This window comes from Synechococcus sp. GEYO, from assembly GCF_900473955.1.
GTDB lineage: Bacteria > Cyanobacteriota > Cyanobacteriia > PCC-6307 > Cyanobiaceae > Synechococcus_C.
In genome coordinates this window covers 117,371-143,316 of sequence record NZ_UCNL01000011.1, presented here as the reverse complement: position 1 = coordinate 143,316, position 25,946 = coordinate 117,371, and the positions used below count along the sequence as shown (strand labels likewise).

General features: G+C 53.6%; 39 protein-coding genes. 20 read left to right on the top strand and 19 right to left on the bottom strand.

Features of this window, described 5'->3' with window-relative positions:
- Positions 1-296: 296 nt before the first annotated feature.
- Positions 297-620: a Nif11-like leader peptide family natural product precursor gene (locus DXY37_RS11840; protein WP_115126841.1), complete on the bottom strand. Its 324-nt coding sequence runs from the start codon at positions 618-620 to the stop codon at positions 297-299.
- Positions 621-912: 292 nt separating this feature from the next.
- Between DXY37_RS11840 and DXY37_RS11835 the strand changes: the two genes are divergently transcribed.
- From DXY37_RS11835 to DXY37_RS11825, 3 genes are all read left to right on the top strand, one after another.
- A complete protein-coding gene (locus tag DXY37_RS11835; protein WP_244277124.1) occupies positions 913-1,965 on the top strand; it encodes a helix-turn-helix domain-containing protein in 1,053 nt (350 codons plus the stop codon).
- 56 nt (positions 1,966-2,021) lie between these two features.
- Positions 2,022-2,912, top strand: a complete 891-nt coding sequence (locus DXY37_RS11830; protein ID WP_371638168.1) for a helix-turn-helix domain-containing protein — start codon at positions 2,022-2,024, stop codon at positions 2,910-2,912.
- A 672-nt stretch (positions 2,913-3,584) separates the two neighbouring features.
- Positions 3,585-4,814 carry a HEAT repeat domain-containing protein gene (locus tag DXY37_RS11825; protein ID WP_115126840.1) on the top strand — a complete coding sequence of 410 codons (1,230 nt, stop codon included), beginning with the start codon at positions 3,585-3,587 and terminating at the stop codon, positions 4,812-4,814.
- A gap of 35 nt (positions 4,815-4,849) precedes the next feature.
- Here DXY37_RS11825 and gap read toward each other — a convergent pair whose 3' ends face one another.
- On the bottom strand, positions 4,850-5,854 hold the full coding sequence (gene gap / locus DXY37_RS11820) for a type I glyceraldehyde-3-phosphate dehydrogenase (RefSeq protein ID WP_115126839.1): 1,005 nt from the start codon (positions 5,852-5,854) through the stop codon (positions 4,850-4,852).
- Positions 5,855-5,960: 106 nt separating this feature from the next.
- Here gap and DXY37_RS11815 point away from each other — a divergent pair, with 106 nt between their 5' ends.
- Positions 5,961-6,434 carry an HIT family protein gene (locus tag DXY37_RS11815; RefSeq protein ID WP_244277122.1) on the top strand — a complete coding sequence of 158 codons (474 nt, stop codon included), beginning with the start codon at positions 5,961-5,963 and terminating at the stop codon, positions 6,432-6,434.
- A gap of 24 nt (positions 6,435-6,458) precedes the next feature.
- Here DXY37_RS11815 and DXY37_RS11810 read toward each other — a convergent pair whose 3' ends face one another.
- The 7 genes from DXY37_RS11810 to nth form a co-directional block, all read right to left on the bottom strand.
- The gene (locus DXY37_RS11810) at positions 6,459-6,683 is read right to left on the bottom strand and encodes a hypothetical protein (protein WP_115126837.1); all 225 of its coding nucleotides are present in this window, start codon (positions 6,681-6,683) and stop codon (positions 6,459-6,461) included.
- A gap of 17 nt (positions 6,684-6,700) precedes the next feature.
- Positions 6,701-7,540 carry a PfkB family carbohydrate kinase gene (locus DXY37_RS11805; protein ID WP_115126836.1) on the bottom strand — a complete coding sequence of 280 codons (840 nt, stop codon included), beginning with the start codon at positions 7,538-7,540 and terminating at the stop codon, positions 6,701-6,703.
- A 4-nt stretch (positions 7,541-7,544) separates the two neighbouring features.
- On the bottom strand, positions 7,545-8,051 hold the full coding sequence (locus tag DXY37_RS11800) for a hypothetical protein (RefSeq protein WP_115126835.1): 507 nt from the start codon (positions 8,049-8,051) through the stop codon (positions 7,545-7,547).
- An 81-nt stretch (positions 8,052-8,132) separates the two neighbouring features.
- Positions 8,133-8,402 (bottom strand): hypothetical protein, encoded by a 270-nt coding sequence (locus DXY37_RS11795; RefSeq protein ID WP_115126834.1) that lies wholly within the window; start codon positions 8,400-8,402, stop codon positions 8,133-8,135.
- Positions 8,403-8,476: 74 nt separating this feature from the next.
- Entirely contained in the window at positions 8,477-8,713 is a 237-nt protein-coding gene (locus DXY37_RS11790; protein WP_067093010.1) for a high light inducible protein, read from the bottom strand.
- A 49-nt stretch (positions 8,714-8,762) separates the two neighbouring features.
- Positions 8,763-9,581: a bifunctional hydroxymethylpyrimidine kinase/phosphomethylpyrimidine kinase gene (thiD, locus tag DXY37_RS11785; RefSeq protein WP_170951891.1), complete on the bottom strand. Its 819-nt coding sequence runs from the start codon at positions 9,579-9,581 to the stop codon at positions 8,763-8,765.
- Complete coding sequence (nth, locus tag DXY37_RS11780; protein WP_115126833.1) at positions 9,581-10,234, bottom strand: endonuclease III; 654 nt, start codon at positions 10,232-10,234, stop codon at positions 9,581-9,583. Before nth ends, thiD begins: the two co-directional genes overlap by 1 nt.
- 78 nt (positions 10,235-10,312) lie before the next feature.
- On the opposite strand from nth, the gene DXY37_RS11775 reads away from it, so the two are divergent.
- From DXY37_RS11775 to DXY37_RS11760, 3 genes are all read left to right on the top strand, one after another.
- Positions 10,313-10,519, top strand: coding sequence for a hypothetical protein (locus DXY37_RS11775; protein ID WP_115126832.1), 207 nt, complete (start codon positions 10,313-10,315; stop codon positions 10,517-10,519).
- A 147-nt stretch (positions 10,520-10,666) separates the two neighbouring features.
- Positions 10,667-11,125, top strand: coding sequence for a hypothetical protein (locus DXY37_RS11770; protein ID WP_115126831.1), 459 nt, complete (start codon positions 10,667-10,669; stop codon positions 11,123-11,125).
- 603 nt (positions 11,126-11,728) lie between these two features.
- A complete protein-coding gene (locus DXY37_RS11760; protein ID WP_115126829.1) occupies positions 11,729-12,064 on the top strand; it encodes a hypothetical protein in 336 nt (111 codons plus the stop codon).
- Between the two features lie 82 nt (positions 12,065-12,146).
- Here DXY37_RS11760 and DXY37_RS11755 read toward each other — a convergent pair whose 3' ends face one another.
- Both DXY37_RS11755 and DXY37_RS11750 read right to left on the bottom strand, forming a co-directional pair.
- Positions 12,147-12,590 (bottom strand): hypothetical protein, encoded by a 444-nt coding sequence (locus DXY37_RS11755; RefSeq protein WP_136975614.1) that lies wholly within the window; start codon positions 12,588-12,590, stop codon positions 12,147-12,149.
- Positions 12,591-12,898: 308 nt separating this feature from the next.
- Positions 12,899-13,108, bottom strand: coding sequence for a hypothetical protein (locus DXY37_RS11750; protein ID WP_115126827.1), 210 nt, complete (start codon positions 13,106-13,108; stop codon positions 12,899-12,901).
- A gap of 140 nt (positions 13,109-13,248) precedes the next feature.
- On the opposite strand from DXY37_RS11750, the gene DXY37_RS11745 reads away from it, so the two are divergent.
- Together DXY37_RS11745 and DXY37_RS11740 are read left to right on the top strand one after the other, a co-directional pair.
- On the top strand, positions 13,249-13,551 hold the full coding sequence (locus DXY37_RS11745) for a hypothetical protein (protein WP_115126826.1): 303 nt from the start codon (positions 13,249-13,251) through the stop codon (positions 13,549-13,551).
- Between the two features lie 38 nt (positions 13,552-13,589).
- Entirely contained in the window at positions 13,590-13,838 is a 249-nt protein-coding gene (locus DXY37_RS11740; protein WP_067093021.1) for a hypothetical protein, read from the top strand.
- On the opposite strand, the gene DXY37_RS11735 is transcribed toward DXY37_RS11740, so the two are convergent.
- Entirely contained in the window at positions 13,823-14,359 is a 537-nt protein-coding gene (locus tag DXY37_RS11735; protein WP_115126872.1) for a rhomboid family intramembrane serine protease, read from the bottom strand. The genes DXY37_RS11740 and DXY37_RS11735 overlap by 16 nt on opposite strands.
- A gap of 139 nt (positions 14,360-14,498) precedes the next feature.
- Here DXY37_RS11735 and DXY37_RS11730 point away from each other — a divergent pair, with 139 nt between their 5' ends.
- Together DXY37_RS11730 and DXY37_RS11725 are read left to right on the top strand one after the other, a co-directional pair.
- Positions 14,499-16,034 carry an NAD(P)/FAD-dependent oxidoreductase gene (locus DXY37_RS11730; RefSeq protein WP_115126871.1) on the top strand — a complete coding sequence of 512 codons (1,536 nt, stop codon included), beginning with the start codon at positions 14,499-14,501 and terminating at the stop codon, positions 16,032-16,034.
- Positions 16,035-16,138: 104 nt separating this feature from the next.
- Positions 16,139-16,804 carry a methyltransferase domain-containing protein gene (locus DXY37_RS11725; protein WP_115126825.1) on the top strand — a complete coding sequence of 222 codons (666 nt, stop codon included), beginning with the start codon at positions 16,139-16,141 and terminating at the stop codon, positions 16,802-16,804.
- On the opposite strand, the gene DXY37_RS11720 is transcribed toward DXY37_RS11725, so the two are convergent.
- Together DXY37_RS11720 and DXY37_RS11715 are read right to left on the bottom strand one after the other, a co-directional pair.
- Positions 16,790-17,032, bottom strand: a complete 243-nt coding sequence (locus DXY37_RS11720; RefSeq protein WP_371638163.1) for a TIGR02450 family Trp-rich protein — start codon at positions 17,030-17,032, stop codon at positions 16,790-16,792. The two genes, DXY37_RS11725 and DXY37_RS11720, sit on opposite strands and share 15 nt — an antisense overlap.
- 71 nt (positions 17,033-17,103) lie before the next feature.
- Positions 17,104-17,772: an SDR family oxidoreductase gene (locus DXY37_RS11715; protein WP_115126824.1), complete on the bottom strand. Its 669-nt coding sequence runs from the start codon at positions 17,770-17,772 to the stop codon at positions 17,104-17,106.
- A 282-nt stretch (positions 17,773-18,054) separates the two neighbouring features.
- Between DXY37_RS11715 and DXY37_RS11710 the strand changes: the two genes are divergently transcribed.
- A complete protein-coding gene (locus DXY37_RS11710; protein ID WP_067093164.1) occupies positions 18,055-18,255 on the top strand; it encodes a hypothetical protein in 201 nt (66 codons plus the stop codon).
- Between the two features lie 226 nt (positions 18,256-18,481).
- Positions 18,482-19,606 carry an NAD(P)-binding protein gene (locus DXY37_RS11705; protein WP_115126823.1) on the top strand — a complete coding sequence of 375 codons (1,125 nt, stop codon included), beginning with the start codon at positions 18,482-18,484 and terminating at the stop codon, positions 19,604-19,606.
- A 349-nt stretch (positions 19,607-19,955) separates the two neighbouring features.
- Here the strand turns inward: DXY37_RS11705 and DXY37_RS11700 are convergent, their stop codons facing one another.
- Positions 19,956-20,186, bottom strand: a complete 231-nt coding sequence (locus DXY37_RS11700) for a hypothetical protein (protein WP_115126822.1) — start codon at positions 20,184-20,186, stop codon at positions 19,956-19,958.
- A 173-nt stretch (positions 20,187-20,359) separates the two neighbouring features.
- Here DXY37_RS11700 and DXY37_RS11695 point away from each other — a divergent pair, with 173 nt between their 5' ends.
- Positions 20,360-20,548: a hypothetical protein gene (locus DXY37_RS11695; protein ID WP_115126821.1), complete on the top strand. Its 189-nt coding sequence runs from the start codon at positions 20,360-20,362 to the stop codon at positions 20,546-20,548.
- Positions 20,549-21,116: 568 nt separating this feature from the next.
- Here the strand turns inward: DXY37_RS11695 and DXY37_RS11685 are convergent.
- Positions 21,117-21,551, bottom strand: coding sequence for a DUF1499 domain-containing protein (locus DXY37_RS11685; protein WP_244277120.1), 435 nt, complete (start codon positions 21,549-21,551; stop codon positions 21,117-21,119).
- Between the two features lie 91 nt (positions 21,552-21,642).
- On the opposite strand from DXY37_RS11685, the gene DXY37_RS11680 reads away from it, so the two are divergent.
- On the top strand, positions 21,643-21,993 hold the full coding sequence (locus tag DXY37_RS11680; RefSeq protein ID WP_115126819.1) for a hypothetical protein: 351 nt from the start codon (positions 21,643-21,645) through the stop codon (positions 21,991-21,993).
- A gap of 29 nt (positions 21,994-22,022) precedes the next feature.
- Here the strand turns inward: DXY37_RS11680 and DXY37_RS11675 are convergent, their stop codons facing one another.
- Positions 22,023-22,955: a bestrophin family ion channel gene (locus tag DXY37_RS11675; protein WP_115126818.1), complete on the bottom strand. Its 933-nt coding sequence runs from the start codon at positions 22,953-22,955 to the stop codon at positions 22,023-22,025.
- Positions 22,956-23,085: 130 nt separating this feature from the next.
- Between DXY37_RS11675 and DXY37_RS11670 the strand changes: the two genes are divergently transcribed.
- Positions 23,086-23,355, top strand: a complete 270-nt coding sequence (locus DXY37_RS11670) for a cupin domain-containing protein (RefSeq protein WP_067093031.1) — start codon at positions 23,086-23,088, stop codon at positions 23,353-23,355.
- A 33-nt stretch (positions 23,356-23,388) separates the two neighbouring features.
- Here DXY37_RS11670 and DXY37_RS11665 read toward each other — a convergent pair whose 3' ends face one another.
- Positions 23,389-23,637, bottom strand: a complete 249-nt coding sequence (locus tag DXY37_RS11665; RefSeq protein ID WP_115126817.1) for a DUF1651 domain-containing protein — start codon at positions 23,635-23,637, stop codon at positions 23,389-23,391.
- Positions 23,638-23,886: 249 nt separating this feature from the next.
- Between DXY37_RS11665 and DXY37_RS13520 the strand changes: the two genes are divergently transcribed.
- The 3 genes from DXY37_RS13520 to DXY37_RS11655 all read left to right on the top strand — a co-directional run bounded on the left by DXY37_RS13520 (position 23,887) and on the right by DXY37_RS11655 (position 24,640).
- Positions 23,887-24,057, top strand: a complete 171-nt coding sequence (locus DXY37_RS13520; RefSeq protein ID WP_170951890.1) for a hypothetical protein — start codon at positions 23,887-23,889, stop codon at positions 24,055-24,057.
- An 11-nt stretch (positions 24,058-24,068) separates the two neighbouring features.
- Positions 24,069-24,305 (top strand): hypothetical protein, encoded by a 237-nt coding sequence (locus DXY37_RS13515; RefSeq protein WP_170951889.1) that lies wholly within the window; start codon positions 24,069-24,071, stop codon positions 24,303-24,305.
- A 104-nt stretch (positions 24,306-24,409) separates the two neighbouring features.
- A complete protein-coding gene (locus DXY37_RS11655) occupies positions 24,410-24,640 on the top strand; it encodes a hypothetical protein (RefSeq protein ID WP_244277118.1) in 231 nt (76 codons plus the stop codon).
- A 125-nt stretch (positions 24,641-24,765) separates the two neighbouring features.
- Here DXY37_RS11655 and DXY37_RS11650 read toward each other — a convergent pair whose 3' ends face one another.
- Complete coding sequence (locus DXY37_RS11650) at positions 24,766-25,047, bottom strand: hypothetical protein (protein ID WP_136975613.1); 282 nt, start codon at positions 25,045-25,047, stop codon at positions 24,766-24,768.
- A 160-nt stretch (positions 25,048-25,207) separates the two neighbouring features.
- Here DXY37_RS11650 and DXY37_RS11645 point away from each other — a divergent pair, with 160 nt between their 5' ends.
- On the top strand, positions 25,208-25,942 hold the full coding sequence (locus DXY37_RS11645; RefSeq protein WP_115126814.1) for a peroxiredoxin-like family protein: 735 nt from the start codon (positions 25,208-25,210) through the stop codon (positions 25,940-25,942).
- Positions 25,943-25,946 lie beyond the last annotated feature (4 nt).

The following is a 25,946-nucleotide window of genomic DNA, read 5'->3' as shown; positions in this document are numbered from 1 at the left end:
ACGATTCAGGTCAACTGAATCGGAAAGCCCCCTCTCACGAGGGGGCTTTTTGCTGCTTGTTCTTCAGGAAAGACACTGCAGCATCAAGGACTGCTTTTCGCTCATAATGACGAGCTAGATGACTAGCTATAAGAGCACTTCAGTTTTCGCAAGCGGTGAAGTTCAACGCTTTGACTAAGACAATTGTGGTTTTAGTCTAAATAACAAGCGACCAGAACAAGCAGAACATTAGCAACGATCTGCTTATGATAAATGAATAGATTGTATTGTTGGACCGTATTGAGGAATGCGGCTATTTAGTATTTTTTGCCGGATCTGAAATCGTGCTCTTCTTCTTTTAATTCAGATGAACTGCAGGTTGATTGTGCATAGTGGATAAGGTTTTGATAACCTTCTGGCACTAACCCAGGGCAAAGAATGCCCACTTCGATTGCCTGTGGGCAGAAATAAACACCAGCCCAGCGATTGATAAAGCGACCCTTGATTTCATCGGAAAAGACAAAGCCGCTTTGAGCTGCAAAATCAATGATCTCTTGAGGCCCGAGCTCTGACAATTGATCTCTGAAAGATTGATCGGCTCTGGCTCTGTCGATGAAAGCGTGTAATGCTGCCTTGCTCATCGAACGATGGCTTCTTCTATATCTCTACTTGGAAAAGCGATTCCAATGGATGGCTAATCGTAGAATTACAGTTATTACTGGCGTTAGTGCGCATTTATGAATTCTGCTCTTGCGCTGTAGCTTCTGATGGTCTGCAAGCGTCTTTTCGCCTAAAACCCCTTTCCTTAACAACTGTAACGCATGGGTTGCTTGCTGAGGTCGCGTCTTCTATTTGCTCTGGCTTGATTTCAAGGTTGACTCAATGATTGACGACTCAAGAGATTTATTATAGATTTATCTCAATGAATTTTATTTGAATGGCTTAGAGTTAGATATGAAGGCAAGGAAGGCAAAAGAATATGTGTTTGGCGATTTGCTTGGCATGGAAACACATTGCCAGAATCATTACGCTGAATATTTTTCAAAGTCTAATTTCTCTTGTAATGTCACTCAGTTGAGTAAAGGAGAACTTTTAACAAGTTCAATTTGTGCACCAATTAAGAATGTCCACTTAGAGGTCTTTAAGTCGAATCAGACACTGCTTTACGAAGAGGATGCTAATCAGAATTCAGTGGCATTCTGCTGGATTAAAGGGCAAGACACGATGTCGGGTTCCAGTACAATTATTGGCGGCCATAAGATGCGCAGCCCAAGTATTGCAGGATTCAACCGCTTGAATAAAGCGGGTGGCAATACTTGGGACATTGTTGGTGCTCATACAGTGTTATGCTGTATGAGCTTGAAGTGGGAGAAATTAAAGGATCAGATTGATCAAATGAATGCCTATAACGCTTATGCTCGTTTGGAAGAGTGCATCGGAATTGACACTGAGAGTGATTGTACTCATCAATTAAGGCGTCTGTTTGAACAGCATTTTGAGTTCGGGCTGAAATGTGGGCAGGCTTTTTACGATCTGGCGATTGCAACGCTTGAAGAATCTTCTGATAATGAAAATCTCATCACGGAACGATCTGACCAAACTGATCTGATTGAGGATCTCGTTAAGTTGTTGCATGAAGATCGATTGGGCTTGCCTCCCTTGAGGATTGGGGAGATTACAAAATTCCTGAATGCAGAAGAGAAGTCATTGAGTGAGGTGTGCCGGTCAAATTTTGATATGAGCATCCTTGAATTGATTAAGAGTATCAGGCTTGAGCAAGTTAAAAAATCATATTTGAATTCACATGTTCCAACAGGACTGCGATATTTCACGATGAAAAAAAATGCTGAATATTATGGATTTAAAAATTGGAATACCTTCGAACGATTGTATTTTAGAACTTTTTCCCAAAGTCCCGAGGAAACGATTGAGAAGGCAAGTAAGTCAACAGTCTTTGTTTCGGATTTGTTGAGGTCTAGAAGTTGATAGAATTATCTCTTCCTTATTCAGACCCTCTTCAGATTTCGGAAACACTGAATGAGATGGGTCAGTTGACCAGAATCACGCAGTTTGATTCTGGAGCTGGAAACTACAGCATGACTCATTCCATGGTGTCTGGAATTTCAATCGCAGAAATTAAGGCATCAAAAACACTTCTTTATGAGGGATGGGGGACTGATTGGTCCGTTGACTTTAATTGGATTACACCGCTGAAAAACTCGCTTGCTCCAATGGGGATTTGCGAAGGTTATGAGATGAAAGCCAATAGCCTTGGAGGTTTTAATACGTATAATGGATCGACGGGTGGTTCATGGGGAAAGTATTCTCCACTTTGCTCTTCTACGGCTTGCATGCTTGACAAAGCCTCGTTAATGGAGGCAATGATTGCTTGTAATGCTCATGTAGGTATTGACAACTTGACCAGCAACAAGGGACTGGAAGTATCGGATCAATTGAGTCATCAGCTTAAAAGACTAGCAAGGAAAGATCTCCAAGCCGGAATATCTAACCCCTCGAAGTATTATGATCTCATTATTTGTTGTTTAGAAGATGGTAAGCCTCGTGCTTACAAAAAAGGTGAAACTAAAAATCATGCGCTCTTGTCAGAGATTGTTCGCTTGTCTCACGACACGAAGAAAATGTCCTCTCCTATGACATTGGCTGATGTCTGCCAATTCCTGGATACTGGCCAAGCATCACTCTATAGAGTTTGCCAGAAATATTTTGGCATGGGAATTATTGAGATGATGATGCAAGTCCGTCTTGAAGAATCAAGACGTGCTTTATTGAGATGTCAGGATCAGTCGGCAGCTGAAGAAAGCATGATTCGTGAAGTGGCTATTCAATATGGCTTCAAGCATGCAGGACGCTATGCCCGTAGATACTTCAACAGCTTCGGAGAATTACCCAGTCAGACTCTGCTAAACGCATAGTGCGCCTTGATCCAGCTTGGTTTTTGCTAATTGCGTCAGGCCTGCTCTCAGGCTTTCCTTTTCTTGTGATTCATTCGTGTCGTCTTGAGGAAAGGAGGCTCGATCCATGCGTTATCGCTGTTTAGCTTTGTAAACTGAACGATCGCCGGTATCCATTTCTTATCAAAAGATCTAAAATGGGTGCAAATCGGGTTTTGTCGTGTCTCGCGCTCTCTTCGTGACAGTTGTCTGCAAATGAAAAGAGTCACGTTTGAGCTTAGCGAGGAACTCCATAAGAAGCTAAAGCTCCTTTGCTATACCGAATCTGTTTCTATTGGTCATATCCTACGTGAGTGTGTTACTGACTTCTGTAATAAGCATGATGCCCATCTTATTGAATTGATTGACCGCCGCTCCAAGTAGTCGTTTAAGTCAGCTGATTTAATAGTTCTGCTTTCAGTCCTGGCTGCTGCAGTTTCTTGTGGGATGACTACGCGGGCAAAGGATTTGATGCTTTTGTGCAATTGTGTTGCTATGAATTTTGTTGCTCTGTTGGTCGCTTTGCTGCAGTTATGAAGCGATGTCTTACTTCTATTTGCGGTTGCGAGATGAGTAAAAGTGATTATATCAGTTGTATTTTTGCGTGATTTTGATTTTTATTTTTGATAGCTTCTTTCAAGCCTTTGTTGAGACATGGCAGAACGTTTTGATGTTTTAGTGCAAGGTATATCAGAGGCTGATGCCCTGTCGCTGATCTTTGCGGATACAGCTTCTGTTGAACGACCCTCAGATCGCTATTTTGCTGCGACTCGGTTAGGGCTTTGTGATTGCGATAAGACCCTCGAGGCTTTAATTCGAGCTACACATGAGCTCAAAGTCGATGAATTGTTTGATCGAATCACTAGGCGTAAGGTTGTTGAGGCTTTAGGTCGCAGAAAAGATCCAAGGGCCATCCCTGCTCTTGTTGATGTTCTGGGTTGTAGTGATACTGAGGCCGTGATTAATGCGCTGTCGGCTTTGACCAGAATTGGCTGGCGTCCGGGCGAGGTGGAAGAAGATTGTCTGCTTGGATTGTTGAATGGGGAAGTGACACAAATACGTGCAGTCATTCAAACATTCACAAGGCTTGGAATTCAGAGTCCTCGTTCGAAGTCTTGCATCATGGATTGTTGTGATCACAAAAGTCTGCTTGTCTCCGGTGCTGCAAGGGCTTACATGGCTTCGCTTTATGGCGAATGTGACTTAATGAAGCCATTAGTGGCGTCTCTTACAGATCTAGTTGCTGGTAAGAGGAGATCTGCAGTGATTGATATTGGTGATTCCGGTGATGAAAGCCTGCTGCCTATTTTAGTTCGCGCGCCGGTATCCATGTCTCTTCGAGCTAAAAGCTTCTTGCAAATCGTTGATGGTAACCAGTCTCTCTCGAAACCTGAAAACCAGGCTTTGTTTGAGCAGCTGCTCCGCGATGATCCTTTGTTGTTAGATATTCGATCGGAGTGGGAATGTGGATCAGATCCTGATGAGATCGAGCGGAATCTCAGCCATCGTGATGAAGCTCGACAGTATGGTGCTGCAGCGAGTTTGATGCGGATTGATCGCAGCGAATGCCTTGCAGTGATTGAAAGTATGCAGGAAAGACTCTGGTCTGATTATGTCACTCACTATTATCTAAGTTGTCTTGTTGGTTTGCGAAAGTTCAGCGAAAAGAGTGATCTTGTCAGGTCTGCTCTTGCCGAAACTACGCCCCAATATACGAAGTCGAGAATTGCAGCTGCCTGGGCTTGCGTTGAACTGCAACTTGATGACCAAATGGATCTTTTGTACGAGCTTTCTTCATCGGCTCCTTGGGTTCCGTTGCGTTGGACATGTCAGCAAGCATTGGCACGCTTGATTGAGATGCAACAGCTCGAAAGGACGTTATGAGATCTCTTGGCTGAACGATTTTTGCTCTCGATTGCTTAAGCAGAATGCTTGGCCATGTGCTGCATCAGGTCAATGCATTTGCAGCTGTAGGCCCATTCATTGTCGTACCAAGCCACCAGTTTCATGAACTGATCGTTGAGCGCCATGCCTGCTCCAGCATCAAACACTGAGGTGCAGCTTTCTCCCAGAAGATCATTGGACACGATCGGATCTTCGGTATAACCAAGGATGCCAGAAAGGCCGTTCTGTGATGCTTCTTTCATGGTTGTCTTGATCTCTTCGTAACTGGCTGGTTTGGCCAGATTCACTGTCAGGTCGACGACGGAGACATCAGGAGTTGGTACCCGGAAAGCCATGCCTGTGAGTTTTCCATTCAGTTCCGGAATCACACGACCCACGGCTTTGGCAGCACCCGTTGAGCTGGGAATGATGCTCTGCCCCGCCCCTCGTCCACCTCGCCAGTCTTTGAGTGAAGGGCTATCCACTGGCTTCTGGGTTGCCGTGGTGGCATGCACGGTGGTCATCAGACCGCTGACGATTCCGTAGTGGTCGTTCACGACCTTGGCGAGTGGTGCCAGACAGTTCGTTGTGCAGCTGGCATTCGACACGATGTCTTCTCCTGCATAGGAGTTGTGATTCACTCCCATGACGAACATCGGCGTGTCGTCTTTGGATGGAGCGCTCATCACCACGCGTTTGGCGCCGGCCTCAAGGTGTTGGCGGGCGGTGTCGGCGGTCAGAAAGAAGCCAGTGCTTTCCAGCACGTAGTCGGCTCCCACTTCACCCCAGCGCAGCTGGCGGGGGTCTCGTTCGGCCGTGACGCGAATGTGACTGCCATTTACCATCAAGTGGCCATCCACAACCTTGATTTCACCTGGGAAGCGGCGATGCGTTGAGTCGTAACGCAGCAGGTAGGCGAGGTAGTCGAGTTCGATCAGGTCGTTGATGGCAACCACCTCCACGTCGGGGCAGGCCATGGCCTGTCGGAAGGCCAGACGCCCGATGCGTCCGAAGCCATTGATGCCAATACGGATGGACATGAAGGCGAGCCCTTCTGCTTCCCTGACTTATAGAGCCCATTGCAATCGAAAACCCCCTCCTTTTCTGGGACGCAGACAGAGTGAGCTCAGGTCGTTGCCGATGCCCATGGTTTCTCCTCCAGCCGAAGCCTCTTGCCCCATCTGTGCCCTGCATGGCGATCAGGCTGAGCTGACGGCTCATGAGATCTGGCGCAATGATCTCTGGCTGCTGCGACACCATCCGCGCCCTGCTCCGTTGGCCGGTTGGTGCCTGCTGGATTCGCGTCGACACTGTGGTGGTCCAATCAACTTTGTCCCTGAGGAAGCGCAGGATTGGGGCGTTGTTGTCCAACGTGCCTCCCAGTTGGTGCGTGCGGTCACAGGCTGCGAACGGGTCTATGCCATCGCCTTCGGTGAGGGAGCCCGACATCTGCATCTGCATTTGATCCCACGTTCTGCTGATGATCCACGCACCAGTGCCTGGAAGATTGCTGATCTTTATCGCGATGTCGAAGCGGGAATGGTCAATGCAGCGTCTGCTGACTGTGTAAATGAATGGGTGTTGCGCGCCAGAGATTTGGCCTCAGCCGTTCTGGATTGACACAGGTCTTTGTAATTGCACAGCTCACCGATGCCAGTCGTCTCCAGTCACGCTTTTGTAGCGATCAAGCAGCATTTGCTCGGTTTGCTTGAACCGGTTGATGTTGTTCGTCAGTTCCTGCTCATTGTGTTTGAGATAGGCGTGATGACCCACTTTCCATAAAGTTCTGGCTTTTTTCCAGCGAACCTGTGCTTGCTTCGCAGCAGCAATTAATTCGCTGAACTCTTCGTTTGAGAAGTCAAATTTCATCCTTTGCATGGCCTTGATCAGTGTTCGCCGTAAGGCCCGAAGCGCGTTGCGCAGGCAGCACCGCAGCTCGCTCCCAGCGCGACCGCCTGTTGGGTGCTCCAACCTGCGCTTAGTCCAGCGGTGACGCCTGCGGCAAAGCTGTCGCCACATCCATAGGACTCCACCATCGGGCCTGGCAGTTGAACAGCATCAAAACGGCCGCCTGGAATCAGCACGCCTCCGGCCTCACCCTCCGTGGCGATTCGAACTGTGGGTGCTGGATTGAGACAGTTTTCGGGAACCTGTTCGCCGGGGTCCAGTGCGCTGCCGATCAGGGCGTCCAGAGGTACTGAAGCCTGCTGCAACACGGCGAGTCCGAGTCGTGGTGTTGCACTCAGAATCCTGGCCTGGCGTGCCCGACGCAGGCCATCGCAGTCGGTGGCCGAGACGAACACGCCGTCGCAGTCTGCAAGTCGTTCCCAGTTGAGGTCGTCTTCAGCGGTGGGCATCAAGCGCTCGCCAATCACCGTGATTGCACGGTCACCGCTGGGATCCATCAGGCTGATTCCGCGCCGACTGGGTTGGTCGCGCCAGGCCACCACTGGTTCAACTCCCAACTCTCTGAGGCGTTGTTCGCTGCGTTGGCCAATCGCATCCCGACCGAGTGCTGTGAAAAATAGAACTCTTTGACCGGTGAGGCGTGCCAGCTGGACTGCGATGACAGCTCCGGCACCGGCAGGTTCTTCGAGGTCTCGAGAAGCTCGTCCGATCCTGCCTGGTCTGGGCAGTGCATCGACCTCCAAAAAGGTGACCCACTCCTGATGCCCTACCACCGCCAGATTCAAAGAGTTCAGCTCGCTATCTAAAGGCGTGGGCATTGCGTCAGGGGATGGGCAGGACGGATTTGGCGGCATTGCGCAGCTGCACGTTGATCTTGCCTCCAACAGAATCCACTCTCACTGCTCCGGTCACATTCAGCAGTTCCCCATCGGGAGTGCCGACCAGCACGGGACCTCCGTCGCTGCCGTTAACGGTCACCGGTGCGGTGACTTCTCCCACCGTGACAGCACCTTCAACCTTGACGGGTTCGGTCACGGCCACGTCGCCACTGACAGGCAGCGCCTTGACAGCTTCGATCGATAGAGGCTCCTCGCTCTTCACGCTGACCGGCGCAGAGAGCTGATCAACGGTGATGCCTCCCACGAGCCGCACAGGCAGCGGCTGATCGAGTGGCAAGGCAATCGGGATGGGTTGGCGAAGGATCTGAATGGCAGCCACGGCAACGGCCCATGCGGCGATCACCACAGCCAGCGGCCAGCGGCTGGCCATCATCAGAACGAACCAAAGGGGATTCGAGCTTGGTGAGGTCGATGGGCCCTGGTCTGCCATGGCTTGAATGAACTTGATGCACCGGTTGTACCGGCTTCCTGCGGCTCGGCCATGGGTGGCGCCAGGACCTACAGCTCAAGTTCAGAGCTCGTATTCCTCTTCGAATCGCGTCAATAACCCTTTGTAGAGAGCCAAGGTCCCCTCGCTCTCTTCGGTCACCCCTTCGGTGACGTAGAGCGCTGCCAGATGGCTGCAAGCGGCATGAACCTGAGCAAAGGCTTCTGCGTACTCGTTTTGAACGTCTTCTTCGCGGATGTCTCTGATCATCGCTGAGACGAATTCCACTTTCTTCTCGGCTGCTTTGATCTCAGCCTCCATCTCCTTGCTCAGTTTGCGTCGCTTGCGAGCCATGCCTCTGGTTCGACTGGCTTCAACCTAGGAGTGAGACCTGCAGGCGGAGTGAGACCTGCAGGTCTTCAGCCGAGTCAGAAACAGAACGGAAGATATTTGGCGCTGCAGGCGACGTAACCATCAACCAGTGGGCCGAGTCCGATCTGATGGACGATCCCCTGACCTGTGATGGCTTCAGTGAGAACGCCGATCACGATGCCCAACATGGCGGCACGGCCATTGAAACGCTCCACCCGATCGAGCTGCTGTTCATGGATGGCGCGGGCCGCTGAATCCTGGAACCACTTGTCGCTGGCTTGCTGCTGAGTCATGGAACCGTTGCGGATGTGTAGCAATGTAACAGCACATTGACTTTTGTTCTTAATCACTATCTCTAATGCTTCCGATCGCCGCCCAGTGGCAGATCGGGCCTTGCCCCTGACCGATGGCCAGAGCCTGCTTCAGGCCTTGCTTGACGTACGCACGCGCCGCCGTCATTGCCACATCGAGATCCTGTCCGAGAGCCAATCCTGCGGTGATGGCTGCTGACAACGTGCATCCTGTGCCGTGGGTATGGGGGGTATCCACCCAAGGCCCCTCAAGCCAGTGGGGTTGGCCGTCGAACAGCAAATCCCGGCCCCCCAGCGATCGTTCGCTGCCGCTTTTGATCAGAACTGCCGCAGGCCCCTGGGCGTGGATCGCGGCTGCGGCTGCTTCGATGTCACTGTCGTCGCTCAGTTCATGGCCGCTCAGCAACCGCGCTTCATGGCGATTCGGGGTCAGCAGGGTTGCCAGCGGAAGCAGGTCGTCGCGTAGCGCGGCGATCGCGTCATCTTCAAGCAGCACGGCGCCTGTGCGGCTCACCATCACCGGGTCGATCACCTTGGGGATGCTCCAGTGCCGTAAGAGTTCAGCGGTGGTTTGAATCAGTTCGCGATTCAGCAGCATCCCGGTTTTCAGTGCATCGACAGGCAGGTCGTTCTTGACGGCTTGCAGCTGTGCCTCCAGGCCTGCGGGCGGTATGGGATCCACTCGTGTCACTCCGCAGGTGTTTTGCGCGGTGACGCAGGTCAGGGCACTGCAGCCATGAACCCTGAAGGCCATGAAGGCGCGCAAATCAGCCTGGATCCCTGCACCTCCTCCTGAATCGCTTCCCGCGATGGTGAGGGCGATCGCTGGAGTGATGTGTTGAGCCTGCATCAGGGTTTACGCCAGACCACCGGCTTGCGGCGTTTCGGGTAGAGCTCTCGGCACAGCTTGCAGACTGTGCCATCGCAGCCGCGTGCGCTGCAGTGCTCGCGGCCGTAGAAAATGATCTGCAAATGCAGTCGATTCCATTGCTCCTTTGGGAAGAGAGCCTTGAGATCTGCTTCTGTTTTCACAACGCTGTCGCCTTTGCTCAACCCCCAGCGCTGAGCCAGACGATGAATGTGAGTATCCACGGGGAATGCAGGGACACCGAAAGCCTGCGCCATCACCACGCTGGCGGTCTTGTGCCCGACTCCTGGTAGCGCTTCAAGCTCTTCAAAACTCTGTGGAACGACTCCGTCGTGGACATTCACGAGGATGTGGGCGAGCTTGTGCACATTGCGCGCTTTGGTTTTGGCCAGTCCCAGCTGACGGATGTGGCGGTAGATCTCTGTTTCGTCGAGTGATGCCATGGCAGCGGGCGTTGGCCCGGCGGAGAACAGTGCTGGAGTGACTTCATTCACCTTTTTATCGGTGCACTGAGCACTGAGCAAAACGGCGATCAGCAGCGTGAAGGCATCGCTGTGATCCAGGGGAATCGGCGTCTCGGGGTAATGCTCGTTCAGCCGATCGAGGATCACTCTGGCTCTTTCGCCCTTGTTCATCACGGCTTGAGATCGACAGCCATGATTGCAGCGCCGTTGTTGGGATGAGAGATTGGCGAGTGTTCGAACTGTGGGTTCATGAGCCCTGAGCAGCGCCGAAACAGTTCTGATTCAAGCGACGCCTATGCACGGGCAGTGCGTCGGGAAGAGCAGCAACAGGAGCGTGAACAGCAGCAGCGTCGTCAGGACGACAAACCTCAGAACATTGCTGAACTCACTGAGATTGACGAGGCCAGCGATCTGTTTCGCCAGCACAGCCATCAACAATCAATGGAAGGTGGCTGAGTCTGGCTTGTTCTCGATCCCATCTCCAGGAGTTGCACAAGCTCCCAAGAGTGAAGACATTGAACCTGGTCTTTGATCGAATCGAGACGTATCAGCGTCCTGTTGAACAGCTCGAAAAGACATCAAGCTTCCAGATTGAATCAATTGATGGACGAAACATCTGATGGCAGCGTTTCGTGGGAAAGCATCAATTCAATTAGCATTTTCCGCTTGCATGTATTGGCTATAGTGATGTTGAGGCTTAAGAGAAACAGGATGAACCTTCGCAATCGATTGATCGCAGTTACTACTGTTGCTTTGGCGCTATCCACTGCCCACTCTATTTCCGCGGCAACGCTTCAAGACAAGGTTCGCTTTTCATACAGTATCGGCACGCAGGCTGGAAAACAGTATTGCGCCAATAAAGCAGCTCAAGAAGCGATGGAAAAAGGAACTGCTATTGCCATGGGTCAGACAAATATACCGATGTCAGTGATAAGCGAAATGGACTTTGAAGATGATCGCTACGCACTGCCTATGATTGAGGGCATGATTTCTTATGCCATTGATCACTGCCCGCAACGAGCAAAAAGACTATTCCCCGATCTCTATAAAATGGCTGATTAATCCATAGTGCTTAGGTGCTAGGCAGTGTTGGAATCCTTTTGAATCGATTGTGATCTTGGATTACCTGGTTGTATGGATCAAATCATTCATTGATTTCTCAGCCTGTGCTCAGGTTTGTGCTTTGCTGCGGGATTATTCAGATAGCAGATTCAAGCATGCCTCTATGTCAACGGCGATCCACTTCGACGCGCAGTATGGGTTGAGTGACGTGTTGCTACTTTCATTTTTGTTGACTGGTCTTTCCTCTGCTCCTGTTGGCTTTGTTTTGATTATGTGGTTTGACTTGCTCCCTTAGCCCGATGACAGCATCTCTGGCTTGGTTGCCTATGTCGGCCCCATGTCCTCTCGTTGTAGTCTCGGCCCATGATTCATTGAGTTGCATGTCGAATCGACGGATCGCTTTAGTGATTGGGACCGTTGTCGGCTTGATTGCGATCGTTGCCTGGGTCGCTGAGATTGACATTGTCTTTCAAGAGTCAGCGGAAGAACAAGAGCCGAATCAAAAGTCACTGGTGATTGATGAGTCTTCTGCTGAGTCAAAGGCTGTTGCGTAATGACATGACGTTCCGGCTTGATTAGTCTTCCTCTAGTTGCCATGCGTGCATGCTACAGACAATTGTTTTGGTATGTCTTGGCCTTGCATGGGCTTTTTATGTCAGAAGAACAAAGGCAATAATTAAAAATCTCAAGTCGCAGCTTCGAGATCATCAGCTTCAAGAACATGCTGCAATTAATTGGTGCTGCTGTGCTATTCAGCGTGCCGACAATAAGGATGAGCTGCTGAATGCTTTTTGCCAGTTTGTTGACACCGGTCGTGAAATTATTGACTATCCGGATCGTCTCGCTGAGTTTATGAGTATCAATGGGCTGACAGAAGTTCAGCACATGAGAAATATCATTGTGCTAGACAAGGTTCTGAAATCTTTTAATGAGCGTTGATTGATCGGGGTTGGATGTTCTCCTGAGCTGCCTTCTCAGTGAACCATTGCTCTTAAGCATGGATCTGCTGTCTGCGTGTTGATTACTTGGATGGATTGATCTCTATCGAGAAATTTTTATGTTTGCATTGCGCAGTGACGTCTGAAGCCTCGCCCGCCGGGATCAGGGCGATTCCTCCCCTCTGTCCATAGTCAGCTCCGCGATATTGAGTGATTTCTGCATAACCAGCTTTGCCTGCGTTGCAATCCACCGTGACGGCCACCAGTTGGTCACTTCTGACCTCAAATGTTTCTCCCAGTTTCTTGTCGAGGTCCGCTGATCTGCCCGTTTCAGTGCTCAGCGTTGTTTGAATGCTTGCAGGACTGCAGACACTGGTGACATCTGTTGGTGTGCTGTAGTCCGCTGCATAGCTGAATGGCAAGTCTTGAGGAAACACCGTGATGGAGACCTGCAGTGGATGGTCTTTCCCTTCCAATCGCTCGTACTGCATGGGGTAGGTGTCTCCAACGTCGTCGTAAACCGCCATTTGTAGGAGCGTTGGACTGCACCAAGTCACGACTGTCTGCAGTTTCGACCTGTCAATTCCGATGGTTCCCTGTTGGTAGGGGCCATTGCTCAGAAATGTTTTTTCTTCAAACCGATCTGATGCTGTACAGCCTGCAAGCAAAGTAGAGATCAAAAGAACGATGGCAACAAAGCTCTTCATGTGTTGATGAATGATTTCAATATTGGATTGTTTGTGCAGGAGTTTTGATTTCTTCAGGACATTCTTGTTTCAAGGCTTTCTGCATTATCTGCTTGCTGTATTCAAAGATGGAGCGCAATAAGGCTCATTCAAGAGCCAGGCTTGATCGCTTCTTTCACGGATTCAACGCCTTTCTGGATCGCTTCTGCGGGCACTCTGAGCTTCTGTTGCTGAGTAGTCGACCAGATGTTGACGGCGTAGACGATGGCGCCACCCACAATCAATGCGGCAAGAACAAGGCCAATCCCATTGCCCCCCTGTTGAATCACGACAGGCCTTTGCTGTTCCTGATCACTCATTGAGGCTCCTCTCACTGTTCATCACTGACATGGTTGTAGCCATTGATTGTTGTCTTGTCCGTCTGCGCCAATGGATTTGATCGCTGGCATCGTTGTCGCTATGACGAGCCATAACGTCACCAGTTCGGAGTGTTCGGGCCATGCTCACCACCAGCACCCGTCTGAAGCTGCAGTCAATCCTTCAGCGAGTGGCTGAGGGGGCCAGTGTCAGCCTGTCGGACCGTGTTTATCTTCAGAAATTCGCCGACCGAGATCGCACGGTCTCGTCCTGGCTGCGTCGTGCTCGGCGCCAACAACTTTCCGGGCGCCCTCTCGAAGGTCTTGACAGCCTTCTCGATGCTCTTGACCTGTGCAGTGCAGAACCCGACCAGCAGCACAGTCCCGAGGCTGATGACCTCGGTGATTGGTTCGCAGGGGCCGATTCCTGGCTGAGACGTGACTGAGGTTCGCTTAGCGTTGATTCAGCACCTGCTGTCTCGTCTTGAACAACACCTCGCGAGGAGTGATTTACGTTTCGGTCTGGGTGGTGATTTGGGGCACGGCCTCCTCACTCGTGGACTGGTTGCTTCTCCACGCTGATCTTTATCAAGAAGGCAGTTTTGGTCAGGCCGCCACTTTCATCGGCTACGGAGCTGCTGCCTCGGTTCTCGCGGTACGTCTTTCCAGTCGCTTTCTGTTCAAAGCCGAGGTTGCCGAGGAGAGTGCCGACAGCGATCAGTCAGCCAGCTGATCCGGCGATCGATGGACCGCCAGCGCAGCCAGCATTCCGGCTAGAAATCCGGATGCATGTCCGATCCAGCTCACGCCAGCTGGAGATGTCCAGGGAAGCAGGCCAGGCAGGGCGCTTCCGTAGAGCAGCAGCGCGATGGTGCTCAGCAGGATCGACAGAGGTCGTCGTTCCAGAAAACCGATCAGCACCAGATAGCCCAGCAACCCGTAGACCACTCCGGATAAGCCGTGAGAACCAACCGGCCAAAACAGCCAGACCGGAATCTCCAGAACGATCACTGCAATCCAGATGCTCAGATAAGTTCTTTGGCTTCTGGCTAGTACGAGGTAGCTCAGCGGCAGGAAGACCAGGCTGTTCGTGAGCAGATGGCCGAAGCCTTGGTGGCTGAATGGTGCTGTGAACAACGTCCACCAGGGTGTTCCAGGACCCATCGCCAGGTTCCAGCGACCGCCGAGCAGCAGTTGATCCACCAGTTCCTGAAGCCAGGCCAGGCCCAGCAGAATCAGAGGCAGAGCGATCAATCCATCCACACTTTTGCTCTGATCACTGAAGCAGTTTTTGGCCGATCTCGGTTCGCCGTGTTGGTGACAGCCGATGTTCATGTGTCGGAATTCAGCTCCGACCCGCTATGAACTGACCAGTCACCGTAAGGATCACACCATGACCACCAAGTGTGAGGTGATCGTGATCGGCAGTGGTATCGGTGGTCTCTGTTGTGCTGCACTCTGTGCCAGAGCCGGCCACGAGGTGATGGTTCTCGAAGCCCATGGCCATCCGGGTGGTGCTGCTCATGGATTTGAGCGGCAGGGCTATCAGTTCGAATCAGGCCCTTCTCTCTGGAGCGGACTTGGCCGATGGCCAAGCAGCAACCCGCTGGCTCAGATTCTCAAGGCCTTGGATGAACCCCTGGAGGTCATCCCCTATCGAGACTGGGATGTGTTGTTCCCCGAGGGGCATCTGCGTATCGGGGTGGGCGCTGACGGCTTCGAACGGGTTGTCGCTGATCTGCGAGGAACGGCAGCGGTCGAGGAGTGGCGACGTTTCGCTGAGGTGTTGCAGCCCATTGCAGCAGCGGCGGACGCACTGCCGTTACTGGCACTACCGCCGGGTGGACTCGAGGGGCTTGGACCACTGCTGCGACGCAGCGGTCGCTTGCTTCCCCATCTGCCGGCTCTGCGTCATCTCAGCGGTGCCTTCGGTTCGCTGGTGGATCGCCACCTTCAGGATCCCTTCCTGCGCCATTGGGTTGATCTGCTCTGTTTCCTGATCAGTGGAATGCCCATGGCGGATACCAATGCGGCAGCGATGGCAACACTATTTGGCGAATGGTTTGAACCTGAGGCCTGCCTTGATTTTCCCAAGGGCGGAAGTGCTTCCGTGGTGCAGGCCCTCGTCCGTGGTCTTGAGAAATATGGCGGCAGCCTGCGCCTTGGAGCCCGTGTGAAGCGGGTCCTGTTGGATGGAGATCGTGCTGTTGGCGTCGAGCTGGTCAACGGTGAACAGTTCGACGCCGATCATGTGGTCAGTAACGCTGATGCCTGGAGTACGGCGAAGCTGTTGCCTGAAGCGACATCGCCCTCCTGGCGCCATCAACGCCTAGAGACTCCAGCCTGCGCTTCCTTTCTCCATCTGCACCTGGGCTTTGATGCCAGTGGCCTTGACGATCTGCCCATTCATACGGTTTGGGTTGGAGACTGGGAACGGGGAATCGAGGCCGAACGCAATGCCGTGGTGGTTTCGATTCCGTCGGTGCTTGATGCCTCGATGGCGCCTGCCGGTCAGCACGTTCTGCATGCCTACACACCGGCCAATGAACCTTGGTCGTACTGGAGCGGTTTGGAACGTTCAACGGCTGCCTACGACAAGCAGCGTGAGCAGCGCTGTTCGGTGTTCTGGCAGGTGCTTGAGCAGCGCATCCCGGATCTGCGCAGCCGCTGTCGGATCGTGATGGAGGGCACGCCTCTCACCCATCGTCATTTCCTGTCGGTGCATCAGGGCAGTTATGGCCCAGCGCTGTCGGCGGCCAAGGGGTTGTTTCCTGGTGTGCAGACGCCAGTGCAAGGTTTTCTTCAATGTGGAGCCAGTACCTTCCCCGGTATCGGCATTCCGCCTGTGGCCGCCAGTGGAGCGATGGCTGCCCATGCGATCACCGGACAACGGGCTCAGAAGCAATTGCTGGAGAGCTTGTCTCTTTGATCAACTACACAACCTCTGCCAGCTGCTCATTGCAACGCACCTAGGGACGCGCTTAGTCGCTGGGTTCTTTAGCTTTCGGGTTGATTGGATGGTAGGAATTCCCCGTGGTCGTCCAGGTCTTGAACGACAACGAGCGCTTCAAGCTCGACGACAGCGATGATGCGCTGTTTTATAGCGACCCCCGTTTTGTTCAGCATCTCGATGCAGCGTTTCGTTTGCGCCTGACACAGCTTTATCGCGAGCGCATCCCCAGTTGTGCGGTTGTGCTCGATCTGATGAGCAGTTGGGTGAGTCATCTGCCGGAAGATCAACGCTACGAGCAGGTGATTGGCCATGGATTGAATGCTCAGGAGTTGGAGGCCAATCCGCGTCTCGATCGTCACTGGGTGCAAAACCTGAATCGCGACCAGACACTTCCCCTCGACGATGCCAGTGTCGACTGCACCTTGATCGTGGCCGGCTGGCAGTATCTGCAGCAGCCAGAGTCTGTGGCCGCCGAGCTGCTGCGCATCACCCGCCCCAAGGGGCAGGTGATCTGTGCTTTCAGCAATCGCATGTTCTTCACGAAGGCGCCTCAGATCTGGACCGATGGCGGTGACGGCGACCACCTTCGCTACGTGGCGGAGGTGATGATGGCGCAGGGATGGCCGAAGCCTGAATTGGTTGCTGAACAAACGCAGCAAACCGGACCTCTTGGTTGGGTCGGTGCGAAGGGAGACCCCTTTTTTGCAGTGATCGCCACCAAGCCCTTGGCTTCAGATTCCCTCTGAGTCGTCTGGAGGGATCGGCTGCCAGCCGCTCTGCCATTGCGCCTTGTCTTGAAGCTGCGTCCAGCTTTCTCTGAGTCGTACTTGAGGCTCCAGCAGTGAAGCCAGTTCAACCCAGCGTTCAGAGCCGCGTCCGCCCTGAAGAACAACGCGAAAATGACGTCGTCCTGATCGGGGGGTGAGGCTGGTCCAGGCTTCTGCTGGCTTCCAGGGCACAGAACTGCAGTACAACGGTGGAGAGAACGATCATGCCTCGCGTTCTGCCCTCTCGACGTTGTCAGGATTCGGTTGCCCCTAACGACTCAACAGCTGGCGATTGCTTCTTGCAAGCTCACCACGGGCTGCTGCTTAGAACTGGTGACCTCAAGGATTTTTCCGATCGAATCGGAGGTGTTCAAGGCTTCGATGCAGCAGCGTGCAACCAGACGACGAGGGATTGAATCACTTTCCTGCTTGTCTGCTCCAGTCCACAGCACGCCTTCCTCGTCAAGGTCGTCTTCGCGCTCGTTGAGTCCACCAGGTCGGATCACTGTCCAGTCGAGCCCGCTGTTTTCCAGATTGCGCTCACCAACACGCTTCCAAACCAGGATCAAGCCAAATAGGTTGAGAGGGTGTTTCCAACGCCCTGCGCATAAGGAACTGACCAGCACCACGCGCTGCACGCCGACGCGCTGGCAACTCTCGACCTGTCGCTCGACGCCCCAAGCATCCACTTTCATGGGCCCTGTCAGGTCAACGGATGGACGTGCTCCTGTCGCGATCACTAGAGCGTCCACGCCGCGCAGAGAGTCGTCCAGGGCGTTGGAATCCATCAGGCTGAGTCGGTGCTGCTCACAGCCCTCCAGTGATGATGGAATCTGGGATTCAGGACGCAGAAGCAGCCTGGCCTGATCGCCTGAAGCCATGATTTCTTCGGCAACACGGAAGCCTGTTTTGCCCGAGGCACCGCTTACGGCAATCGTGCGCGTCATAGTCGATCGAGGCGGGCATGAAACCTAGCCATAAAGCCCAGCCATAGACTTCGCTCCTGATACGGCAGCGGCGCTGGCCGGATCTTGACCAGCACAAACACTCAGTTACACAGCTTTACAAACGAGCTATGGTTCTTAACAGAAGTACACAAGCCAGTGATGACTGATTACTCCGCCGCCATTTATGGGCTCCTTGCTTTCACTGCTGTGATCACTGCAGGTGTGGTCTACGTGCTGGCTCAGCCGACCGACCTGCCTTCCGTTCAAGCAAAGGGTTGATTGATGTCGATTGATTCGCGTTGCAAGGAACAGCAGTCGGTTGCTGATCAGATGTTTATGGATTTCAAGTACACCAAGCCGGGTTCGAAGGAGCAGGTTCGTGCTTTGTCCACACTCAGTTTCCTTGTTGGCATGTGGTCTGATTTTCTGGTGAACGAAGAGAAAAGGATGTCCTCGGCTCTCGCTCTTGAAGCGAGTTCGTAGTTGTCGATCTCGGTTGCCTGCACAGGCCTGGATTCAAGACGTCGAATTGGACCTTGTCACGTTCAATGATTTGAGTATCGATTCCTAAGGCGCGTGGGTCTTCTGCACGCGATAAGGAGTGTGTACGGAGTTTTTCTCCGGTAAGCGCTTGGGGAGAATCAAGACGGGCCGCCACCCGTCTTTTTTTGTTAGCTCCTTCAGAATCAAGGTTTTTCCAGCGGTTTCAATGCCTGGCAAGGATGTTGATCTTGTTGTGATCGGTGCTGGGCTGTCCGGTTGCGCGTTGGTGGCAGCTCTGAGCAACAAAGGCTGGCGCGGGACCATTCAAATTCTGGAAGCTGGGCGAGGACCCGGTGGTCGCTGTGCCACCAGGCGGCGGCGCGATGCCCCTCTCTGGCGTCTGGATCACGGATCTCCGACCCTGAGTTTTCAGAGTGAGCCTCAAGGCCATTTGCTGGAGCTGATGCAGTCGCTGGAACAACGCGGCGTCATTCGTGTTGATGATGATCCTGTTGTTGGCCTGGACCATCACGGTGCTGTCGTTGCACCTCCCGATCACCCTCTGCTGCGCGGTCCGCGCTGGCGAGGCATCCCAACCATGGCCTCGGTTGCGGAGACGTTGCTGTCTGATGGCTCTGATCAAGTTGGTGTTTGTTTTGGGGAGCGGATTCAGACGCTTTCCAGAGATGGTGAGAGCTGGGTTCTTCCTGGTGGGGCTTGTGCCAGCAATCTCGTGCTCAGCGGGACGCTCCTTGCCCATCCCCGTTCGTTGGCCATGCTTGGCAGGAGCGACGTGCCCTTGCGTGACGCCGTTCCTGAGCGGCACGATCTTCTTCTTGATCAGGCACTGGCCTCGATTGCCGGCCTCAACGCGAGCATTCGCTGGAATCTGATGCTGGAGTTCCCGGCGATGGATCTTGATCCTTTGCCTCGGCAGATCTGGCTGACGCCTCGGGCGCAGCAGCAATTCGGAGTGGAACGTCTTGTGCTGCAGCGACAACAGCAGGGGCGTCTCGGTCTGTTGATCCACGGTCTTGACGATGGTTCGTTGATCACGCCTGAAACGCAGCCACAGCTTCTGATCATTCAGGAACAGCGATTGCTGAGTGTTTTGCCAGAGCTTCTTGGCTCCTGGCCATCACTGCAGAGGATGGTGTCCCATGCGCATTCGCTTGGCGTGATGCGCTGGGGAGCTGCTCAACCCTTGGAGCAAGGAATGCCAAAAGCGCTGCAGTGGTGCAGCAAAGCCCGTGTGGGGTTCTGTGGCGACTGGATTGCGGGACCCGGTTTCGGCATGGCGGAGGGAGCCCTTCAGAGCGGTCTCGATCTGGCCGAGTTGATTGCGTCCTGAATGGCGACTGCTTGTCGCTCAAGCATTACCCGTCGTTGGTTCATGCAAAACAATCACAGGATTGTGATAACTGCTGGCCGGAATCGGCGCAGCGCGTCACAACAGAGAAAAGGTCGTCTCCCATGCGCAGCCGATTTCAGCCTGTCCGGGTTCATGCCAGTGTTCATGATGATGAGCCATGCCAGTGCCAAGACTGTGTGGCCCTACGTCGTCGTTTGACCCAGATGGTCACTCAGACCAAACCGTTGCCTGGGCCGCATCGCCCCGTCTACGCCTGCCGGTGAGGAGAAACGTCTCCATGGTTGGACTTTGAAGGTTGATCCAGGGCTTTGACAAGCGTTTGAGCTGATCAGCCGTATTCGGGGCACCATCCAGCCTGGTCCTGCCAGGTCGGACACCAGAGCCGGCAGCGCTTGGTGAGATGGTCTCCCTGCTGGAGTTGTTGCTGTCTGAGCTTGCAGGCCACCATCGTTCGACAGGACGCATCCACTCCATAGGTGAAGTACTGGCAGGTCAGGCAAATCCGAGCCCCCTTCCAGTTCTGAAGCTCACTTGCGTCGACGTACTCCCACTCGTCCATAGCCTGCTAATAAATGGTACTGATGTACTAATGCATCCAATGGCGCCGGGTCAAGTGCCTTCAAAAAGCTTCTGATCGGCTCTGGGCCAGATCCCCGTCCGCAAGCAGCAATCGCACGAGCCGCCGCCGCAAGAGCAGCCATTGGCCAGAATCGATTCCCTTGATCTCAGGCCATGCGATGGTTGATTACTGCTCTGCTCTCCCTGGCAGCCTTTGTCCTTGTCTTGGCCAGCGGAGCCAAGGCCGATGTCACGATTCACGTGGGTTCAAGAACCCCACCGGCTGAGGCTCATTGCCATCGGGTTGGAATTCGCAGCACCGATGAAGGCAGGGTGCTGAGCGTGTATGCCTGCCGCCCATAAAAAAGAGGCAGAGTGCCAGCTCTGCCCCTGAGTTTTCTCGTCGTGCCACCCATGGCTGGGAGACACGCGAACCTTCTCGTCATCGCCGCAATGCGGTCGTGTGCATGGACACCAAATCGGCGGATCCGTTCATAGCGCAGCAGGAGTTGATGAGTTGAGTTGTTCGCTCTGAGTTTTGGTTGATTATTGGCCAAAACCCTTATTTGATGATTGCTTTTGAGCTTTCTTTGCTTTGGGCGCAGTTGTCTCCTCCACAGCAGAATCTTTGAAGAAGATTCCATCCAGCCAGACGGTGATGATGTAAACAACGATCAGAACTGGAATCAGAACAAGCCACTGATTCTCAAACTCATAGGGAAGTTTCTGAACCCCAAAGATCGCTAGGTATCCGGTGATCAGAGTGAAGATAAATCTGCGAATGCTGGAGGGATTCAAGGCAGGGCGTTGTCTCTGTTGAGCAGCTCATCTGAGAACTGCTCAGGTGTTGGGTTCAGTCAACACCTGTGCGACTCGTCAGGCATCCAGCTGTAACAACAGTGTTCGTTGAAGACGTTTGTCTGGGTTCGATTCAAGCTTCCGGAGTTTTGATCGTTGAGCCGAGGCTCTCCAGGCGTTGTGCATTCACGCCGAGGTCGGACTCTCCAAGGCGCGAGATGGAACGCGCCTCCAGAGTGACGGCATCGGTTGCAGAGAGTTCGACGTCGTCGACGAAACCGAAGATCCTGCTGCTGTAGGTGGCATGCAGATAGTTAGCCCTCTGCTCGACAATCTCGGTGCGAGGAGTGGCTTTGATTCGTTCAGACAGCTGTTTCAGAGCTGCAGAGGAATCTTTAACGATCCATTGGCTGCTTGCACAGTGCTCAGGGCCTGGGCAGGGACTCAGGTGACCGCCATCGGTCGCTAGGTCGGTTGGCATGGGTCCAACAACATGGAACAGCGCCAGAACAACCGGGATGGTGATCTGAACCAGAAACGCAGGCATGCTGATCAACTGTCCAGGCATGCAGTCATCCTATGGGGCTTCATCAAAGATAATTCCTTGATCCCAGTCATCTGAACTGAAGACCACATCTGCAGTCTTCTGCAATCGTCTAGTGGCTCCCGAGCAATTTCTTGAGGATCAGAACGAGTCAATCATTGGGCCACGGTTTCTCTTTGTGGCTATTGCTGGGGAAGCGGTCTCGTTGATGATGAAATTTTTCACTGTAATTCTGCTCGGCTTCTTGCTATTGGGTTTTGGGCCTATAGCTTTTGCCAATGATTTATCGATCTCCGCTAGCGGGCGAAACCGAGAAGTCACGCTGAACAAACTGCTTTCACAAGTTCCTGAAGGCGCAGCAATGACGGATGCATCGTGCAAAAGAATTGGCATCGCTGGCCTGAATTATCAGTATCGCTGTTCTGTGGCCTGGGAATTCAGGAATCAATACCTGGGATCCAGCTGACTGTGCCTTTCATGATGGTCCTGTTCTGATCAGGTCCAGCGCACGGGATCGTCCGATTTCAGGTGTTGCACGTGCTCGGTCGCGTGATCGAGCAGGTCGTGACTGATCGTGAGGCAGATGCTGTCCAGCGGCAGGGAAAAGCTGCTGCAATCTGCATCAAACGGACCTTCCACATAGGCACCGATTCGTTCGGCCATCAGGAACAGCACCACGATCACCACACCTCCAAAACGACTTTGTGAATCGGGACCAAGGTCGTGGAAGTACAGCAGCAGCAACAGGACGAACAACCAGTTCAGAAGTCTGACGAAAACTTCGTAAGAGGCTGGAAGCGGTGTGTTGCGGATTCGCTCCAAGCCGCCAATGGCATCGGTGCAGGCGTTGCCCACTTGCATCAGCTGCAGACGACCAAATCCATCGGTTAAGCCTTGGCGATGGAGATCTCCAATCCAGACGCCGCGTAGCTGTCCCAGCTGGCGAAGGTTGGTGGTGCTAGGCAGCCTCAGATCCTGCAGCAATTGATCTTGCAATTCCCGCAGGTCTCGCTGCCAGAAGTTGCGTAGCTGAAAGTTCAGTTGCCACACGATGGCAACCTGCAGACGCAACAACTTGCGTTCCTGACGTCCGGGCGGCCTGCTGCTGTCGAGATGGGCCCGCAGTGTGTCTGCCCAGTTTCGGCTCACGTTCACAACGGTTCCCCAGAGTTTGCGGGCTTCCCACCAGCGCCCGATTGCCTGGGTGTTGCGAAAGCCGAGAAAAATCGATGCCGCGATGCCCATGATCCTCACCACGCTTTCGTTGGCGGTCCAGCTGCGGGGGATCCAGTCGTTATGCACGAGAACGGTGATCAAGAGCAGCAGCAGCAAGTCGAAGCGCATGCGCCAGAGCAGCTGCAGCACAACAAGCACGTAGTCCTGTCTGCGGGTGCTAGGTGGATAGCCGTAGTCGCCAGACTCGATCATGGCCGCTCTTGCAGTGACTCGATTACAGCTGTGATCATCGCCGTCCAACCAAGGGGCCAATGGCCAAGGCTCGATGGGTGGGGCCGGCGCCGAGTAATCATGGTTTGCTGATGCCGCGACCAACCCCGCGATGATCTGTGTGACCTCCAACTGCCCGGAGAGTGTGATCCTGGCCCTGGGTGTTCGCGACTGGCCGGTCTGGGCCTGTGAAATCAGCTGTTTCCCCTGGCAGTACGACCAGCGTGAAACCTGTCTGCTGCTTGAGGGTGATGTCACGGTGACGCCAGAAGACGGCGAGCCGGTTCGATTCGGTGCTGGCGATCTCGTGGAATTCCCAGCAGGCCTGTCGTGCACCTGGCAGGTTCATCAACCTGTTCGAAAGCATTATCAGTTTGGCTGACGACAGATGCTGCGTCTGGCGAGTGTTGACGGCTCAGAATTCAGCATCAGCGGCCCACTGGGGCCTGCATGGAAGCCAACCGACACGTAGGAGTTCACCCCAGAGGCGTTCAGCCGTGTCCTGACTCAAATGCACACGTGTGGTCAACAGTGGTGCCTGGTCTGGAAAAGGTCGCCCTGAATCCACGAACACCCTCGGATCGCGGTTCCAGCTTTTTTCATCGGCATGGAACCGTTTCGTGTCCTGGGTGCTGGGATCCTGGATCCAACCATGGCTTGGCATCGTTTCCGTGGGGTGATCAGGGACGCACGCATCCACTCCTCAGCCTTGAACGGTGCATAGGGGGAGCTCGGAGCCATGGATCCTCTGCTGATACATCTGTTCTAGTGCTGTAGTACAGATGTGTCAACGCAAAGCTTTGTTGTCTTTTGGATGCTGCCGTTGTTGGTGTCGTCCCGTTTCGGTCAATGCGTACATTGATGGTTCTGAGAACGGACTGCGATCCCTCAGATTCGAGCTGCTGCGACAACGATGATTTATCTGGCTTTCCGCTACGGCAATCTTGAGATGAGCAATCTCAGCGTTGTGGTGATTGCGGCTGCAGGGGTGTTGTCATTGGTGTTTTTTGTTGTGGCTTCCCTAAACACGGACACCCAGGGGCTGATTGATTCGGCAGTGCAGAAATTTGACGACGACGATTGAGGCCGATCTGGGTGATCGCAGGCTTTGCTGCCGATTTCAGCTGTTCAGACAGGGATTTCAGCCTCGATCTCCCAGCCTTGATCCGTGAGTTCTTGGATCTGCAATGGGGCTTCCTGGGATGGAACCTCAACAAGGAGGAAGTCCTTTCCCTGATGGCAGTAAATCCTGGTTTGACCGATCACGGCGGGGGCTCCCGGGTGACACAACGCCATCAAACCCAGTTTTGCGTCCAGAGACAAGAGGTCTGAGCCAGGCTTTCCTGTTTGCTCACATTGCCGCCTTGGAGCAGGCCCTGTTCGATGGCGTTTTCGCTTGACGCGATGGTGTCTTCATTGCTACTGCGCAGTCAGTGATGGATCAGTCAATGTCTCAAGCACGTGAACTGATTAATGCACACCTTTACCCAGTACTTTTGATCTTTGCCGTGATCTATGGAGCCATCCAGATCTCTCCGCTGGCGAATCAAGCGCGGTATTTCAATCACTGCGTAGACGAGGTGATTCGTGAAAGTAATGTTGAGAAAATGTCGTTTTCAGAAAAACGTGCGCTGGGAGTGAGGCTCTGCAATGGGACTTCTCTTTGAGGGATTGTCCTCGATGCATGATGGAAATTCTGAGCGCTTTCTTCTCCCTTCAGAGCAGAGGGGAGAGGCGTCTCCTGTCAGATTGTCATCATTGATCGACCTCTCGGGTTTCACTGAACATCGAGCTACGAGTCGAATTCTCGCTTGAAATAGTTGCTGGCAATCTCCTCGGGCTTGAATCCTTCCAGTACCAATTCAGCGAGTTCGATCAGCCATGTTCGTCGCATCATTTTCTGATGTGGCTGTCCATCAATTGTGCAGGGAAACATCACGTCATAGCCGCGATGCCCAGCGGGAGTTTTCTCCTCTCTGCGGGTGATCCGGTAGCCGGCTTCCTGAAGAATGTTGCGCGACAGCTCGTAAGGCGTGACCTGCCTTTGAGCTGCCAACCTCTGGACCCGTCCCATGCTCAGATTTGTCTGTGCTGTCCCCACGCTGCACTGACCACAGCTCGTCGGCAAGCTTCACCCGTTAGAGCCCTGGCGTCATCGATCACCGTTTGCGCTTGAAACTGTCCATGCTGTCGTTCAGGTCAGACCCCGAGTCGGCACTGTCGTTAGCCCAGTCATGAACGCACCACAAGCACTGCTGACACGGATTGGAGAGAGCCAAGGACATGGTCAGGGATTTAAACGTCTGGTTCTGCTGCTGACACAGCTTGGTGACTTTGATTCGATGGAATATGCCCAGGCGCTTGTGCCTGCGCTGCCCAGGCTCGAACAAGCAGGGATCCGCCCCCTCGCCATTGCGATTGGCGATCAGGCCGGGGCAGAGCGCTTCTGCTCGTTTACTGGGTTGCCAAGGGAGTTGCTTGAGGTCGAGCCTGATTCCGGCTTGCATCAGGCTCTTGGCTTGTCCCCCGGTCTGCAGGCACCGGGAGGGCCATGGCCTTCGCTTTTGCTGATGTGCGCTGGCATCGGTTCCCCAGGAACCCTTGCCGAGGTGTTGCGTGGTTACACCGGTGACCGTTCAGCGGCCCAACGCTTCGATGCTGATGAAACGGTGTCCACCGGCGTGCTGCCTCCGATACCTGCTGCTTTGTTCCGACGTGCTGGAGGCGATGGGTTTCAGCGGCCCTTTGAATTGGCCACCGTGCGGCTGCGCAACATGAACGAGGTGCTCCGCAACTGGAGCACTTACGTGCCGGATGATCGCTTCATCACCCAGCGTGGCGGCACATTCCTGCTGGATCGCGACGATTCAATCCTCTACGTCTACCGCGATCGTGGCATCCTTGGATTCTCGGCAACCATGCAGCGTCCGCTCGCGTTTCTCGATCCCTGGCTGAATGATGTCGAGTGATCAC